Here is a 14,863-nt window from a genome sequence, read left to right as displayed (position 1 = left end):
ACCCCGCTGGTGCGTGATTTCATGCGGTGGTCTGGCGGGGAACCGGGGGCTGTTCGTTCGCGTCGTATGCGTGTTCTGGATCAGCGCGACTGATGCCGCCCCACCTCCGGAAGCACACACAAACGTCGAAGAACTGTTGTGGAATTGGCTGCAACCAAAACCGCGGCAGTGACGTCAACAGTTATGGATCGGTGCGTCCCGCGCCCGGGACGACACGGTGGGCCGGCACGTTGCGCGAGTCCATCAGCTAGCGGATCCGTGCGGACGAACGTCGTTCACCGTTCGTTCATTCGGGTCTTGATACTTGGGGAGCCTTGATGATCGTCAACAGCGCCAATCTAGCGGGGCCGGGGGGCAGTAGCTCCCGAGCGGCTGTCGACACATGTTCCAACGGGGAGGGAGCAATGACCGGCTGCATCGCGCGTTCCGACATCTTTCAGCACCGTCTGATGGAGGAGCCGCCGCCGGCATCCGCAACCCGACGTACCAGGGAGCGGTACGAGCAGCTTGTCCGCGAGGCCAAGGCGCTCTGCGCGTCGTGCCCGCTCTTCACGGACTGTCTGTACAGCGCCGTCGCCGAGCACGACGTGAGCGGCTTCGTCGCCGGAACCACTGCTGTACAACGGCGTTCGATCCGCAACCTGCTCGATGTCGAGGTGCAGGCGGACGACTTCGACCAGCTTGCCGGCGCGCGGGGTACCCGTCGTCCGGTCAGCCACGAAGAGGTCCTGCGGCTGCGCACGCAGTACCCGAACGACAGCCTGGAGTCCCTGGCCATGCGGCTGGGCTGCTCGCTGTCGACGGTCAAGCGGCACCTGCGGCGGGCTCGTCGCGGCCAGAGCCCGGCAGCCAAGACGCCGCGGCCGCGGCCCGAGGTCGGCGCCGTGCTGGACGCGTTCGACACCGTCGTGGACCAGCAGCACCAGCCACGCCGGACCGGCAGCAGCCGAGTCGCCTGACCCGATACTCGGCCCGCCAGCGGACTATCGGAGACTGATCGGCTGAAGGCCCGGACATCCTGTAATTACAGGGCGTCCGGGCCTTCGCACGCTGCGGGCAATCCAGTTGTCAAGCTTTTCGGTTCTGACCGAAACGGCTTGCCTCAGAACCAGCGGTTGAGTATGGCGGCGACGCCGTCGTCCTGGACGGACTTGGTGACCTCGTCGGCGGCGGCCTTGACCTCGTCCGGTGCGGAGTCCATCGCGATGCCGAGACCCGCGTAGGTGAGCATCTCGATGTCGTTGCGCCCGTCACCGATCGCCAGCAGGCCGACCGGGTCCAGGTCGTGCTGGGCGAGCGCGACCTTCAGGCCGGTCGACTTGTCCACACCCTCGGGCGCGATGTCCAGCCACGCGGTCCAGCCGACGAAGTAGCTGACCCCGTGCAGGCCGAGCCGTTCCGCCAGGCGGACGAAATCGCTCTCGGACTGGTCCGGGTCCCGGATGATCAACCGGGTCACGGGCTGCGGTGCGAGCTCGTCGTCGCCGACCACGCGGATCCGGGCGTCCGCGCCGAGGTCGCCGTCCGGGAACGGCGCGGTGACCAGGTAACTGCCGTCCTGGTCCTCGACCGCCATCCGCGCGTTCGGCGCGTACCTGCGCACCGACGTGATCACCGTCGACGGGTCGAAGGTCCGCTCGTCGACGACCTCGCCGTCGGGGTAGCGCAACGTGCGCGCACCGTTGCTGCAGACAACAAATCCGCCGGTCCGCAGACCGAGCCGCTCAGCCACCGGCCTGGTCGTGGACCAGGCCCGGCCGGTCGCCAGGATCACGGGCACCTGCTCGGCGGTACGGCGGACCGCGTCGAGGACCGCGGGCGACATCCCTTCGTCGTGGTCGATCAGCGTGCCATCGATGTCCAGGGCAACGGCCGTCGGCCGCGGTCCCCCGGTCATGGGGCCTCCCGGTCTGGACTGAGGAGCGCAGGGAGCGAAGCGACCGGAGCGACGAGGGAAGACCGGGAGTTACAGCCCCATGACCCGCCGCGCCGGAGGCGTGGCATCAGCACCGTCATTTGGCGACCGGCTCGAGGACCTCGCGGCCGCCGACGTACGGCTGCAGCGCGGTCGGCACCCGGACCGAGCCGTCGGCGAGCTGGTGCGTCTCGAGGATCGCGACGATCCAGCGGGTGGTCGCCAGTGTCCCGTTCAGCGTCGCGACCGGCTGCGTCTTGCCGTCGGCGTCGCGGTGCCGGATGTTCAGCCGGCGGGCCTGGAAGTCCGTGCAGTTCGACGTCGAGGTCAGCTCGCGGTACCGGCCCTGCGTCGGCACCCAGGCCTCGCAGTCGAACTTCCGGTACGCCGAGATGCCCAGGTCACCGGTGGCGGTGTCGATCACCCGGTAGCTCAGCTCCATCTTGTCGAGCATCTCCTTCTCCCAGGCCAGCAGCCGCAGGTGCTCCGCGGCCGCGTCCTCGAGGGTGCAGTAGGAGAACATCTCGACCTTGTCGAACTGGTGGACACGGATGATCCCGCGGGTGTCCTTCCCGTGCGACCCGGCTTCCTTGCGGTAGCAGGACGACCAGCCCGCGTACCGGACCGGGCCGTTGGACAGGTCGAGGATCTCGTCCATGTGGTAGCCGGCCAGCGCGACTTCCGACGTACCGGTCAGGTACAGCTCGGGGTCCTCGAGCCGGTAGACGTCGTCGTGCGCCGACAGGTAGCCGGTGCCGCCCATCACCTCGGGCTTGACCAGCGTCGGCGTGATCATCGGGGTGAAGCCGTTCTCCACCGCCTGCTGGACGGCCAGCTGGAGCATGCCGAGCTGGAGCAGCATCCCGGCGCCCTTGAGGAAGTAGAACCGCGATCCGCTGATCTTCGCGCCGCGTTCCATGTCGATCGCGCCGAGCAGCTCGCCCAGCGCCAGGTGGTCGCGGGGCTCGAAGCCCTCGGCGGCGAAGTCCCGCGGCTTGCCGACCTCCTCCACCACGACGAAGTCGTCCTCGCCGCCGACCGGGGCCTCGTCGGACACCAGGTTCGGCAGGGCGGCGGCGAGCTCGTCGAAGCGGCGGGCGGCGTCGTTCGCGGCGGCCTCGTTGGCCTTCACCTCGGCGGCCAGGGTCTTGGTCCGGTCCAGCAGCGCGGTGCGCTCGTCACCCTTGGCCTGGGCGACCTGCTTGCCGAGCGACTTCTGCTCGGCCCGGAGCGCCTCGAAGGCGGAGATGGACGATCGACGCTCCCCGTCGGCGACCAGGATCTGGTCGACCAGGTCAGTACTCTCGCCGCGCTTGGTCAGGGCGGCGCGCACGACATCAGGGGTCTCACGGAGCAGTTTCGCGTCAATCACACCCTGAGGGTAATGCCCCGCGTCCAGTCGTGGGTGCCCAGCTCCGGTGTCCAGGTAGGTGCATCGCAAGGCGGAGGAGGAGAGCAATGCGGAGCATTGCTCGACGACGACAACGCCGCGAGGTGCCTGCCTGGGCGCCGGAGATGGGTGCTCACGGCTGGACGCGGGGCATTCAACGGGGCGTGTCAGAACCGGCGAAGTCTATTCGGGATGATGGTCTAGGTACACGTGACCATCTAGGGGGATCTGAGCGGGCATGAACCACCACCCACCCAGTCCGGTCGGCCGTGTGCTCACGGTCGTGCTGGGTGCGTTGCCGTTCACGGTGATCACGGTGCTCGTGTTCGGGCATTGGCCGCCGCTGGCCCGCTGGGACCAGTCGGTCGCCGCTCGCGCTGCGTCGTACGGCGCTGCGCACGAGACTGTCGTGGACTTCTGGCAGGTGGTCGGGGCGGTCGTGCTGCCGTGGACGTCGCGGGCGGTGATTCTGGTCGTCGCGGCGTACCTGTGGCATCGCCGGGCCCGGTTGCTGACCGTCTGGCTGATCACGTCCGCCGGCGCCGAGCTGGGCCTGGTGCAGGCGGTCAAGGCGATCTTCGAGCGGGAGCGGCCGGCTCTGATGCTGGTCGAGAACGACGGCTTCTCGTACGTGTCCAGTCACGCGACGGCCGCGTTCGTGATGGCCGGCGCGCTCGGGGTCGTGCTGCCGTCGGTGCGGGGCTGGCGGCGGCGGTTCCGGCTGCTGGTGCTGCTGCCGGTGATCGCGGTGGTGTGGATCGCGTCGGCCGACCGGATCGCGCTGAACGTCCACTACGTGTCCGACGTACTCGGCGGTTGGGCGCTCGGGCTGGCGATCCTGACCGCGACGTCGATCGGGTTCGGCCTCCGGCCGGGGCTGCGGCGGCGCAGGCGGCGTACCCCGTCGGACGGCGACGGTACGACGGCTCCGCCCCGGGCTGCCGTCATCGTGAACCCGATCAAGGTCGGCGACGGCGTGGCGTTCCGGCGGAAGGTGACGCGGGCACTCGCGGTCCGCGGGTACGACGATCCGCTCTGGCTGGAGACCCGCGTGGACGACGCCGGGAACGCGATGGCGAAGCTGGCGATCGAGAACGAGTCCGATCTGGTGCTGGTCGCGGGTGGCGACGGCACGGTCCGGGTGGTGTGCTCGGCGCTCGCGCACACCGGTATCCCGGTCGGGGTGATCCCGGCCGGCACCGGGAACCTGCTGGCGCGCAACCTGCACATCCCGCTCGACCTGGACGACGCGCTGGAGCGGATTCTCGACGGGCGCGACCGGCGGATCGATCTGGTCCGGGTCCACGGTGACGGGCTCGACACCGACCGGTTCGCGGTGATGGCCGGGCTCGGGCTGGACGCGGCGATCATGTCCGACGCCCCGCCGCACCTGAAGAAGCAGATCGGCTGGACCGCGTACCTGGTGTCGGCGGCGAAGAACATCAACCACCCGTCGGTCCGCGTCCAGATCACCATCGACGACGCCGAGACCATCGAACGCCGCGTCCGGACGGTCGTGATCGGCAACGTCGGCATGCTGCAGGCCAACATCCCCCTGCTCCCCGACGCCCGCCCCGACGACGGGCTCCTGGACGTCGTGGTGATCGCCCCGCGGCGCGTGACCCAGTGGCCGATCGTCGTCTGGCGGCTCCTGACCCGCACCAACCGCGCCGACATGTACCTGGAACGCTTCACCGGCCGCAAGGTCGAGATCGTCGCCGCCGTGGACGTCCAACGCCAACTCGACGGCGACCCCATCGGCCCCGGCCGCTCCCTGTCCACCGAAATAGAACCCGGCGCCCTCACCGCCCGAGTCCCCAAACGCCGCTAGGTCCTCAGGCCCCTAGGGCTGTTCGGACTCCTTGCGGAGGTTTTCCAGGGCCTCTTCCTCTTCGGGGGAGAGTTTGGATTCGCTGGTGAAGGACTTGATTTCTTTGGCGTAGGTGCGGGCGTCGGCGCGGCTGTTGATCGAGGTGAGGATGACGCCGTCGCCGTTGTCGTCGAGGATCGCCATCGACCAGGACAGCTTGCCGCCGGTTTCGCCGAAGGCGTCGTACCGGACGACGGCCAGGTGCTGCAGGGTTTCCTTGAGTTCGCCGCGGGTGACCTCGAGGTCCTTGCCGAGCCTGCGCAGCTCCGACTTCACGGTGCCGGGTTTGGCTTCCGGCTGGGCCGGTTGGGGTTCCGGCTCAGGGAGTGCGGTGGGTGAGACCTGGTCCGACGAGACCGTCCGGGCCCGGAGGGCCTGGATCGCGAACACCAGGGCAAGCACCGCCACGAAGAGGGCGGCGACCCCGAAGGCACCGGCTAACGTCGAAGACACAGCACGAGAGCCTAAGGCATCGGGTGTTATGCCTGAGTGTTCAGGTGATCGCACAGCGTGCACAGCCGGGGACGGATGCGGTACCTCGGGCCGGGGCAACGTAGATTCGCGGCGTGACACATTTGCCTGATCAGGGCCCACAACCGGGCGTCCACGACCTCGGCTACGCGCGACTCGACACCGACCGGCTCGAGCGCACCGGGGACGCCGAAGTCGTCTACGGCGCGGGCAAGACACCGTCTCAGGTCGTGGAACTGCTGCGGACCCTCCACGCCACGCACCCCGGTCACGCCGTACTGGCGACCCGGTTGACGGACGAGGCGCAGGCGGCGGTGACCGCCGCGCTGCCGGACGCCGTGGTGGACCCGGTCGGCCGTACGGCGGTGCTCGGCGAACCGCCGGCTCGGCGCGGGACTGTCGCTGTCGTGGCCGCTGGTACGTCGGATGCTCCGGTAGCTGCTGAGGCGGCGACGACGGCTCGGGTGTTCGGGGCCGGGGTGGATGTCATCACGGACGTGGGTGTCGCCGGGCTGCACCGGATCCTCGGGGAGCGGGAGCGGCTCGACGCGGCGGACTGCCTGATCGTGGTTGCCGGGATGGAGGGCGCGCTGCCGAGCGTTGTCGGCGGGCTGGTCGGGGTGCCACTGGTGGCGGTGCCTACGTCGGTCGGGTACGGCGCCTCGTTCGGTGGACTGGCCGCGCTGCTCGGGATGCTGAACTCGTGCGCGCCTGGGGTGACGGTTGTGAACATCGACAACGGGTTCGGGGCCGGGGTGTTCGCGGCACGTGTGGCGCGGCAGTCGGCTCCTCGCGAGACGAAGGACGCGTGATGAGAGTCGCTTGGATCGACTGCTCTGCCGGTGCCTCTGGTGACATGCTCTTGGGCGCGTTCCTCTCGGCGGGTGCTGACCTGAACGCGGTGAATGCGGCGGTCGCTGCCGTGGACCCGTCGTTGTCCGTCCGCGTCACGCAGACCGCCCGCCACCAGATCGCCGCCACCAAGGCCACGGTCGAGGTCAACGGCGAACCCCACCCGGAGAACATCCCGGACGCCGGCCACGGACACGGGGATGGGGACGGGGACGCTGCGGGCCACGGGCATGGGCATCACGATGCCGGGCACGGGCATGGGCACGGCGGGGGTGGGCATGGGCCTACTCGGGCGTGGGCTGAGGTTCGGCGGTTGCTGGAGGAGGCTCGGCTGGACGATGCGGTTCGGGCTCGTGCGTTGGACACCTTCGGGCGACTGGCTCGCGCGGAGGCGGCTGCTCACGGCGTGGAGCCGGACACCGTGCACTTCCACGAAGTCGGCGCACTGGACGCGATCGCGGACATCGTCGGAGTAGCCGCCGCGTCGGTCTCGCTCGATCTCGATCGCATCGTGGTCTCGACGATCGTGCTGGGCGGCGGGGGGCAGGTGCGCGGTCAGCACGGCGGCATCCCGATCCCGGGTCCCGCGGTCCTTCATCTGGTGTCCGAGGCCGAAGCACCGGTCACCGGCGGCCCGGCGCCGTACGAGATGACGACACCGACCGGCGCGGCCCTGCTGGCGACCCTGGCGGACGAGTTCGGCCCGCTGCCGCCGATGCGGATCGAGCAGACCGGTGTCGGAGCGGGCGGCCGGGACCCCGTGGAGGTGCCGAACATCCTGCGCGTGGTGATCGGTGCGTCAGCCGACGAATTGGCCACCGAGCTCGTGTACGAGACCAACGTCGACGACCTCGACCCGCGGATCTGGCCGCAGGTCCTGGCCCGGCTGATGGAGGCCGGCGCCGCCGACGCGTGGCTGACCCCGATCCTGATGAAGAAGGGCCGTCCGGCGCACACGCTGTCGGTCCTGGTCGGCGGCGCGAACGCCGAGACGGTCCGGGCGGTGATCCTGTCCGAGACCTCGGCGATCGGACTGCGCGAGTTCGGGATCCGCAAGCACGCCGCGGACCGCGAGTTCGCCACCGTCGACGTCGACGGCCAGTCGGTCCACGTGAAGATCGCCCGGTACGGCGGTCAGGTGATCAACGTGCAGCCGGAGTACGACGACGTGGCCGCAGCCGCGAACGTCCTGAAGAAGCCGGTGAAAACGGTCCTCGCCAAGGCGATCGCAGCGGGCCACGACCTCTGGAGTTAACGCGCGTCGGCGTTCTCCGCGACAGCCTTCTGTTTGCGGCGGGGCCAGTCGTACGGCCACCACTGGGCGCCGTTGCGGCGGGCCCAGACGATCAGGCCGATCAGGACGGCCAGCTCGATCGCCGGGCAGATGGTGTCGCGGAGGCGCGCGCTGAAGAACTCCAGGGAGTCCGACAGGCTCGCGGCGACCTGGCGTGCGTGCGGATCTCGCCCGGGGACGTAGGCGATCGCGAGCATCGTCGTACGGACGACCATCAGGCCGTCGACCTTGGACGCGGCGACCGCGGCGAGGGCGACCCAGGCGATCACGTCGTACCAGGGCAGCGAGTACATCGCGGTCAACACCCAGGCGATCGCGTAGATCGCGGTGTAGCGGATCGCGGCCGGCGTCGGGTCGTCCGGATGCGTTTGCGGCACCAACGACTTCGGGAACACCTGCGTCAGCAGGATCGCGACCACGATCAGGCCGACCCAGGCGAGGATTGCCAGGACGGTCCGCACCAGGCCGTTCGGCAGGAACAGGGTGAAGAAGCTCAGCAGCACCTTGTGCGGCGTACCGGTGGAGATGAACGACGTCTGCGAGCGGGCCTGCTGGAACGCCTGCAGCCCGACGATCGCGTACAGCCCGCCCATCGCGAGCGCGCCGCCACCGCAGAAGTACAGGCACTTACGACGGTCGGCACGGAGCGCCCACAGCATCGCCACGCCGACCAGGCCGATCGACAGCTTGGTGCAGCCCGCGACGCCGATCAGGATGCCGGCCAGGAAAATGTGCCGCCGGAACAGCACCAGCGCGATCACCGCGAACATCACCGCGATCGCGTCGTTGTGCGCACCGGCCAGCACCGACCACAGCAGCAGCGGGTTGGCGAGGCTGAGCATGATCACGCGCCGCTTGGCCGGCAGGTCCTTGCCGACCAGCTTGACCAGCAGCAGCCCGGTGACGACCAGGCTGATCGCGACCGACAACTGCAGCATCCACACGGTGAGCTGCGCGGAGTTGCCGCCGATCACCGAGGACAGCCACTGGATCCACGTCGCGATCGGCCCGTACACGCTACGCGCGCCCTGCCACGGCCGCTCGGTCGCGGTGATCACCGGGTCGTACCCGAGCCGGATGGTGTCCGCCGGCGACGCCGTGTACGGGTCGCCGCCGAGGGCCATGATGCGCCCGTAGGCCGCGTAGATCAGCACATCGCCCGATGCCATGGGTGGCACCAACGTGATCGCCGCCGTCGTACCGATGCCCAAGGCAATCAACCGCTCGACGCGCGGCGCCCAGCCGTGCTTCAACGCCTTGGTGGCAAGGAAAACGCCGTACCCGCCGAGTGCGATCGCGACGTAGATCATCACCGACACCAGCCAGTCGTTCGGCTTGGAGTCGAACCAGTACGACGGGAGCCACGCGTGCCGGTTCGTCAGCGTCAGCACGACCACGGACGGACCGAGCAGACCGACCGCGACGATCAGCGCCGTACAGGCCAGGTAGAGAGCGACAGCCCGGCGTCCGTACTTCAGGCCGAGCTCAGTGCTCATTGCGCAGTCTCCGCGGGAACAGACTGCGCAGCGACGGCCCACCACCGTCCGCGGGCAGCGCACTGCGAGCGGCGAGGGCCCGCCGGACGTGCAGGTACTGCTTCGCGCGGTGCAGCTGACCGCGCAGATCCGTCCCGGTCGCGCGGTGCCGGACCTCGATCGGCACCTCCAGGATCCGGAACCCCTTCCGGCCCAGGTCGATCGTCAGCGCGGTCTCGACACCGAACCCGGCAGCCAGCGGTACGGCGGAATCGAACGCGGCCCGGGTGATGCAGCGCTGCCCGGACAACGGCTGCTCCGGCGCCCAGCCGGTCGCCTCCTGGATCCCGGCCCGCGCCAGCCGCACCACGAACCCGTGGCCGCCGGCCTTCGACCCGTCGGCCCGCACCTGCGCCGGCAACGTCCCGATGGTCATGTCCGCGCGGCCGGTCTGCACCGGCTCGATCAGCGGACCCGCTCCGGCCGCGGTGTCGGTCAGGTCGGCGTCGAGGAACAGCAGGTGCCGCGGCCGTGCGCCATCGCGCTCCGCGACGGCAGCCGCGCCGGTCTCCATCGCGGCGGCCTTCCCGCGGTTACGCTCATGGCGTACGACGACCGCACCGGCCCGCTCGGCCGCTTCCGTCGTACCGTCCGTGGAGCCGTCGTCGACGACCACGACCAGGTCGACGCCGATGATCTTGTGCACCGCGTCCACGGTCGCCGCGATCCGGTCGGCCTCGTCCTTCGCCGGGATCACGCAGGCGACGGCACGCTCGAACGGTTCGGGGGACAGGTCTTCATCGGGCACAGCACTGCAGCCTAGTTCCTCTCCAGCCGATCGACCGCGTCAGCATCCACCGGCTGTGGATATTCGTCCTTTCGTACGACGGACCGGTCGGCCAGGCGGCCGGTGGATATCGGCCAGGTGGCAGATGTTCCGGGGCGGCCGCGGCGGCAGGATTTCCGGTGTCAGGCAAACCGAACCGGAAGGTACAGAAATGACCCGCACAGTGACCGCCAACATCTCGCTCTCGCTCGACGGCCGCGTGAACGGCGCCGGTGGCGACTACGACATGAGCTGGATCGTTCCGCATGCGATCACCGAGGGAGCCCGCGATCACATGATCCGGGTGACCGAGCCGGCCACCACGGCCCTGCTCGGCCGGAAGAACTACGAAGGCTTCGGCGGCTTCTGGCCGGCGGTGGCCGACGACGAGAACGCGGCGCCGCAGGACCGGGCCTTCTCCCGCTGGCTGAACGAGACCGAGAAGGTGGTCTTCTCGACGACGCTGACCGAGGCGCCGTGGCAGAACTCGCGGATCGCCGACGGCGAGCCCGCGGACGTCGTCAAGCAACTGCGTGACCAGGACGGCGGCGACATCATCGTGCTGGCCAGCTCGAGTGTGATCCGCGCGCTGCTGGCGGCCGACGAGATCGACCGGCTGAGCATCACCCTCGACCCCGAGCTGGTCGGCGGCGGGTCCCGGCTGTTCGAGGACGGCCTGCCGGCCACGTCGTGGAAGCTGACCGACTCGACCCCGACCGAGTCCGGCGCCCTCTGCCTGCTCTACGACCGCGTCCGCTCCTGACCCCCGATTGGCCATCCCGCGCATATTGTCGGACAATCAGACAGATTGATCGGGTTGTCGTAGCGTGGTGGGCACGGCTGAGCGAAGGGCGGACGGATGACCGAGACGCGACAGGGCAGTGCGGTGTACGGCGTCGACAGTGAGGTCGGTCCGCTGCGGACGGTGATGCTGCACCGGCCGGGCAACGAACTCCGGCGACTCACCCCGCGCAACAACGACAAGCTGCTGTTCGACGGCATCCCGTGGGTGGGCCGGGCGCAGGACGAGCACGACGCGTTCGCCCAGGCGCTCCGCGACCGCGACGTCGAGGTGCTGTACCTCGGCGAGCTGCTGACGGAGTCGCTCAACAATCCCGAGGCCCGGGCCCAGGCGGTCGCCGGCGCGACCGAGGACCTGCGCCTCGGCGACACCCTCCGCGACTACCTGCGGGCGTCGCTCGGCGATCTGGATGCGCCTGGGCTTGCAGAGGCGCTGATGGCCGGCGTACGCAACGACGAGGTGCATGCGGGCGGGTTGGTGACGTCGCTGCTGGCGCACGAGGACTTCCTCATCGATCCGCTCCCGAACCTGCTGTTCACCCGCGACTCGAGCGTCTGGATCCGGGACTCGGTCGCCGTCACCTCGCTGGCGATGCCGGCCCGGATGCGCGAGACGCAGCTGACCGAGCTGATCTACACGTTCCACCCGCGGTTCGCGGGCGCCGACAAGGTGTACGACCACCAGCTGGAGCATGTCGAGGGTGGGGACGTGCTCGCGCTCGGCCCCGGCGTACTCGCGGTCGGGGTCGGGGAACGGACCACACCAGCTGGTGTGGAGCGGCTGGCGCGGCGGGTCTTCACGAAAGGGCTCGCGCACACCGTTCTCGCCGTACCGATCGCTCAGCAGCGGGCGACGATGCACCTGGACACCGTCTGCACGATGGTCGACACCGACGCCGTGCTGATGTACCCGAACATGGCGGAGGAGATGCGGGCGCTCGCGGTCACGACCGACGGCGACCAGCTGCACATCGCGGAGTCCGAGCCGTTCCTGGTCGCGGCGGCGAAGGCGCTCGGCATCGACACGCTGCGGCGGATCGACACCGGCCTGGACCCGGTGACGGCCGAGCGGGAGCAGTGGGACGACGGGAACAACACCTTGGCCCTGGCGCCGCGCGTCTGCATCGCGTACGAGCGGACCGTCGAGACCAACGCGCGGCTGGAGGAGTCCGGGATCGAAGTCATCCGGATCTCCGGCTCGGAGCTCGGCTCCGGGCGGGGCGGACCGCGGTGTATGTCGTGCCCGGTACTGCGGGCGCCGACAGCTACGTGAGCCTTACGACACGCGGAGTGAAATCGGGGCTTGTGGCCGACCACCATCCTGAGTACTCTTCATGCCTAGGCCCAGGCCCTGTTGCTCCCCCGTCAGCAGGACTTGGGCCGTCCACGTACTGGGCGGATTTTAACGATCATGGCCTAGACCACTCTGAGTGAACAGAACGCCCGGCTGAATCATCAGCCGGGCGTTCTGCTGTTCAGCGGATGGTGAGCTGGCGGCTGGCGAGGCCGGCGCGCGCGGCGCGCTCTTCGGTGCTCAGCGGGGCGTCGGTGGCGAGGGCCTTCTCGAGGGCCGTAGCGAAGTCCGCGGCGGGCTTCTCGACGTCGGCGGCCTCAGTGCCGGCAGGCAGCTCCCAGACCGGCGCGAGGACGCCGAGGGCGCGGAAGGAGCCGATCAGGCGGCTGCCGTCGATCAGCGCGGACCCACCGGCGGCGTGCAGCCGGGCGAGCGCGTCGAGCAGCGTGTCCTCGGTGTGCGGCATGACCCAGCGCAGGTAGATGCGGTCGCCGATCTTCGTCCAGTACGCCGCCTCGACCGACTCGAGGCGGACCGTCGGAGCAGCCGCCGCGTTCGCGCGCTCCAGCCCGGCCGCGACCTCACCGGTCGGGTCCTCGACGTTCTCGCCGACCCAGTACTCGAAGCCGTCGTGAACCTTGATCTCGATCGGCTTGCTGGTGTCGATCAGGTCCTGCAAGCGCGGGCCGTCCTTCATCAGGTCGCCGACCTGGACCGGGTGGCCCGGTTCGGTCTGCAGCGCGGTGGTGATCGCATGGCCGAGGTCGCGGCTCGGGTCGCCGGACGAGGCGTGCGTCTGCATGCCGATCCAGATCGTCTCGTCGTCGCGCACCACACCCGGCATCGCCATCGGCAGCAGGGTGACGAGGTTGATGACCTTGCCCCCGTTCTCACCGGTGAGCTCGACCTGGACGGTGCCGGACGGCACGATCTCGCGGAACGCGATCAGGTCGCACTCAGACGGCAGCCCCTCGAACGGCCGCACCACGAAGGTGTCGGCGGCCTGCGCCCGCTCCTTGCCGTGGCACTGCTTGAACCGCTTGCCCGAACCACAGGGGCAAGGTTCCCGCGGCCCGACGTCCACCAGATCGGCCGGGTCGAGCGTGACGGTCGTCGTCGTGTTCTTCGCGCGCTGCCGCGACTTCTTTCCCATAACCCCGCAGTCTTGCAGTCCCAAGTACCCGAGGGCGAACTAGCTCGGGACGATTGCGTGGACTGTGCGGTGGCGGGCGGCGGTGCGGACGTCCCAGCTGGAGGTGAGGACGTCGACGATGGCCAGGCCGCGGCCGCCGACCGACTCCGGGTGCGGGTCGCTGATCCGCTTCGGCTCGGTGTCGCCGCGACCGTCGGTCACCTCGACATGGATCCCGGCCCGGTCGATCCACCACGCAGCCCGTACCTCACCGGCCGGCAGCGGAGGCGCGTACCGGATCGCGTTGGAGAGCAGCTCCGAGAGCACCAACTGCGCGTCGTCGCAGGCGGCATCGGTGACTCGGTAGCGCTTCAGGTAGGCGGCCAGACGGCGTCGGGCGTCCGCTACCGCGGACACTTCGTGCGGCAGGACGACGTCCACAACGCTCACGTCGGCGGGCAGGGTCGCAGAGGACAAGCAGGGTCTCCTCGATGATCGGTTCAGCCACAAGGAGTTCTCCCCAGGATCTCCGCCCGGAAAACACCCGCATGTATTCCGTTACATAGGCGAGCGAAGATCACGCCTAAACACTGGGAAACCGTGACGAAATCGATTGAATTGAACGTTGCAATAACCGCCTGCATTCGCCTCGCTACGTATCCATACCTGCGTGACACAAGCCACACCAATTGGTTCCGGCGTGTCACAAACCCGCAGGTCAGGTACGGCGTCCTACCTCTTCCGGCCCTTCGGCGAGGACCCGCAACGCGGCCTCCGGGCGGTCGCTGATCACGGCGTCGACGCCGATCTCGCGGCAGTGCCGGATGTCGTTCTCGGCGTTCACGGTCCAAACGTGGACCTGATGGCCGTGCTTGTGCGCGCGATCGACGTACTCCGGGTGCGCGCTGACGATCTCCAGGCTCGGTCCGGCGTACGAAACTCCGGTGGGGAGCGAGCCGTCGCGGAAGCGCAGCGGGACGCGGTCCATCAGCAGGACGGTGCGCAGGCCGGGCGCGAGCGTCCGCATCCGGCGCAGGGACAGCCAGGAGAAGCTCATCACCCGGGCCGGCGACTCCGTTCCGACCTTCGGGTGCGCCCAGCCGTAGCGGTCCAGGGCCTCGATCAGACGCCGCTCGACCAGTCCGGCGTACCGGGTCGGGTGCTTGGTCTCGATCGCCAACTCGACCGGCCGGCCCGCGTCCCGCACGGTCGCGAGCAGCGTGTCGAGCGTGAGCACCTTCCGGACGTCGAGACCGGGCAGTTCGGCCTCGTCGTCGAGCTCGGCCCACGGGCGCTTCCACGAGCCCCAGTCGTACTTCTCCAGCTCCTCGAGGCTCATCGTGGACAGGACGCCACGGCCGTTCGAGGTGCGCTCGATCCGGCGGTCGTGGACGCAGACCAGATGGCCGTCGGCGGTCAGCCGGACGTCACACTCGAGCCCGTCCGCGCCGACATCGATCGCTCGTTGGTACGCCGCCAGCGTGTGTTCGGGGTTTACGTCGCTGGCACCGCGGTGCGCGACCACCCGTGGGAGCTTCCCCAT

14 protein-coding genes are annotated in these 14,863 nt (G+C 69.4%); 6 read left to right on the top strand and 8 right to left on the bottom strand.

Translation table 11 applies throughout. The features are described 5' to 3' along the window. The first annotated feature begins 404 nt into the window (after positions 1-404). Entirely contained in the window at positions 405-959 is a 555-nt protein-coding gene (locus OHB24_RS12185) for a WhiB family transcriptional regulator (RefSeq protein ID WP_327639094.1), read from the top strand. A gap of 143 nt (positions 960-1,102) precedes the next feature. Here the strand turns inward: OHB24_RS12185 and OHB24_RS12180 are convergent, their stop codons facing one another. Together OHB24_RS12180 and serS are read right to left on the bottom strand one after the other, a co-directional pair. Beyond that, positions 1,103-1,897, bottom strand: a complete 795-nt coding sequence (locus tag OHB24_RS12180) for an HAD family hydrolase (protein WP_327639093.1) — start codon at positions 1,895-1,897, stop codon at positions 1,103-1,105. 115 nt (positions 1,898-2,012) lie between these two features. Further along, positions 2,013-3,287, bottom strand: coding sequence for a serine--tRNA ligase (gene serS, locus OHB24_RS12175; RefSeq protein WP_327639092.1), 1,275 nt, complete (start codon positions 3,285-3,287; stop codon positions 2,013-2,015). 256 nt (positions 3,288-3,543) lie between these two features. Here serS and OHB24_RS12170 point away from each other — a divergent pair, with 256 nt between their 5' ends. Further along, a complete protein-coding gene (locus tag OHB24_RS12170) occupies positions 3,544-5,136 on the top strand; it encodes a diacylglycerol kinase family protein (RefSeq protein WP_327639091.1) in 1,593 nt (530 codons plus the stop codon). Between the two features lie 12 nt (positions 5,137-5,148). Here OHB24_RS12170 and OHB24_RS12165 read toward each other — a convergent pair whose 3' ends face one another. Further along, on the bottom strand, positions 5,149-5,628 hold the full coding sequence (locus OHB24_RS12165) for a DUF4446 family protein (protein ID WP_327639090.1): 480 nt from the start codon (positions 5,626-5,628) through the stop codon (positions 5,149-5,151). 113 nt (positions 5,629-5,741) lie between these two features. Here OHB24_RS12165 and larB point away from each other — a divergent pair, with 113 nt between their 5' ends. Next, on the top strand, positions 5,742-6,458 hold the full coding sequence (larB, locus tag OHB24_RS12160; protein WP_327639089.1) for a nickel pincer cofactor biosynthesis protein LarB: 717 nt from the start codon (positions 5,742-5,744) through the stop codon (positions 6,456-6,458). Beyond that, positions 6,458-7,753, top strand: coding sequence for a nickel pincer cofactor biosynthesis protein LarC (gene larC, locus OHB24_RS12155; RefSeq protein ID WP_327639088.1), 1,296 nt, complete (start codon positions 6,458-6,460; stop codon positions 7,751-7,753). Before larB ends, larC begins: the two co-directional genes overlap by 1 nt. Here the strand turns inward: larC and OHB24_RS12150 are convergent. Both OHB24_RS12150 and OHB24_RS12145 read right to left on the bottom strand, forming a co-directional pair. Further along, positions 7,750-9,288 (bottom strand): DUF2029 domain-containing protein, encoded by a 1,539-nt coding sequence (locus OHB24_RS12150; RefSeq protein WP_327639087.1) that lies wholly within the window; start codon positions 9,286-9,288, stop codon positions 7,750-7,752. The two genes, larC and OHB24_RS12150, sit on opposite strands and share 4 nt — an antisense overlap. Next, complete coding sequence (locus tag OHB24_RS12145) at positions 9,278-10,075, bottom strand: glycosyltransferase (protein ID WP_327639086.1); 798 nt, start codon at positions 10,073-10,075, stop codon at positions 9,278-9,280. The genes OHB24_RS12150 and OHB24_RS12145 overlap by 11 nt, the downstream gene beginning before the upstream one ends. Before the next feature lie 190 nt (positions 10,076-10,265). Here OHB24_RS12145 and OHB24_RS12140 point away from each other — a divergent pair, with 190 nt between their 5' ends. Both OHB24_RS12140 and OHB24_RS12135 read left to right on the top strand, forming a co-directional pair. Further along, positions 10,266-10,856, top strand: coding sequence for a dihydrofolate reductase family protein (locus OHB24_RS12140; RefSeq protein WP_327639085.1), 591 nt, complete (start codon positions 10,266-10,268; stop codon positions 10,854-10,856). Positions 10,857-10,952: 96 nt separating this feature from the next. Continuing rightward, positions 10,953-12,167: an arginine deiminase gene (locus OHB24_RS12135; RefSeq protein WP_327639084.1), complete on the top strand. Its 1,215-nt coding sequence runs from the start codon at positions 10,953-10,955 to the stop codon at positions 12,165-12,167. 202 nt (positions 12,168-12,369) lie between these two features. On the opposite strand, the gene OHB24_RS12130 is transcribed toward OHB24_RS12135, so the two are convergent. From OHB24_RS12130 to OHB24_RS12120, 3 genes are all read right to left on the bottom strand, one after another. Beyond that, positions 12,370-13,341 (bottom strand): DUF5926 family protein, encoded by a 972-nt coding sequence (locus tag OHB24_RS12130; protein ID WP_327639083.1) that lies wholly within the window; start codon positions 13,339-13,341, stop codon positions 12,370-12,372. Positions 13,342-13,380: 39 nt separating this feature from the next. Further along, a complete protein-coding gene (locus OHB24_RS12125; RefSeq protein ID WP_327639082.1) occupies positions 13,381-13,797 on the bottom strand; it encodes an ATP-binding protein in 417 nt (138 codons plus the stop codon). Between the two features lie 241 nt (positions 13,798-14,038). Further along, a complete protein-coding gene (locus OHB24_RS12120; protein WP_327639081.1) occupies positions 14,039-14,863 on the bottom strand; it encodes a glycerophosphodiester phosphodiesterase in 825 nt (274 codons plus the stop codon).

It is taken from the genome of Kribbella sp. NBC_00482, assembly GCF_036013725.1.
Taxonomy (GTDB): domain Bacteria; phylum Actinomycetota; class Actinomycetes; order Propionibacteriales; family Kribbellaceae; genus Kribbella.
This window is presented reverse-complemented; position numbering and strand designations above follow the sequence as displayed.

Excerpts from the sequence above, each read along its gene's own strand:
- OHB24_RS12185 (WP_327639094.1), top strand. The coding sequence starts at position 405 with ATGACCGGCTGCATCGCGCGTTCCGACATCTTTCAGCACCGTCTGATG.
- OHB24_RS12180 (WP_327639093.1), bottom strand. The coding sequence starts at position 1,897 with ATGACCGGGGGACCGCGGCCGACGGCCGTTGCCCTGGACATCGATGGC.
- OHB24_RS12170 (WP_327639091.1), top strand. The coding sequence starts at position 3,544 with ATGAACCACCACCCACCCAGTCCGGTCGGCCGTGTGCTCACGGTCGTG.
- larC (WP_327639088.1), top strand. The coding sequence starts at position 6,458 with ATGAGAGTCGCTTGGATCGACTGCTCTGCCGGTGCCTCTGGTGACATG.
- OHB24_RS12150 (WP_327639087.1), bottom strand. The coding sequence starts at position 9,288 with ATGAGCACTGAGCTCGGCCTGAAGTACGGACGCCGGGCTGTCGCTCTC.
- OHB24_RS12140 (WP_327639085.1), top strand. The coding sequence starts at position 10,266 with ATGACCCGCACAGTGACCGCCAACATCTCGCTCTCGCTCGACGGCCGC.
- OHB24_RS12135 (WP_327639084.1), top strand. The coding sequence starts at position 10,953 with ATGACCGAGACGCGACAGGGCAGTGCGGTGTACGGCGTCGACAGTGAG.
- OHB24_RS12130 (WP_327639083.1), bottom strand. The coding sequence starts at position 13,341 with ATGGGAAAGAAGTCGCGGCAGCGCGCGAAGAACACGACGACGACCGTC.
- OHB24_RS12120 (WP_327639081.1), bottom strand. The coding sequence starts at position 14,863 with ATGGGGAAGCTCCCACGGGTGGTCGCGCACCGCGGTGCCAGCGACGTA.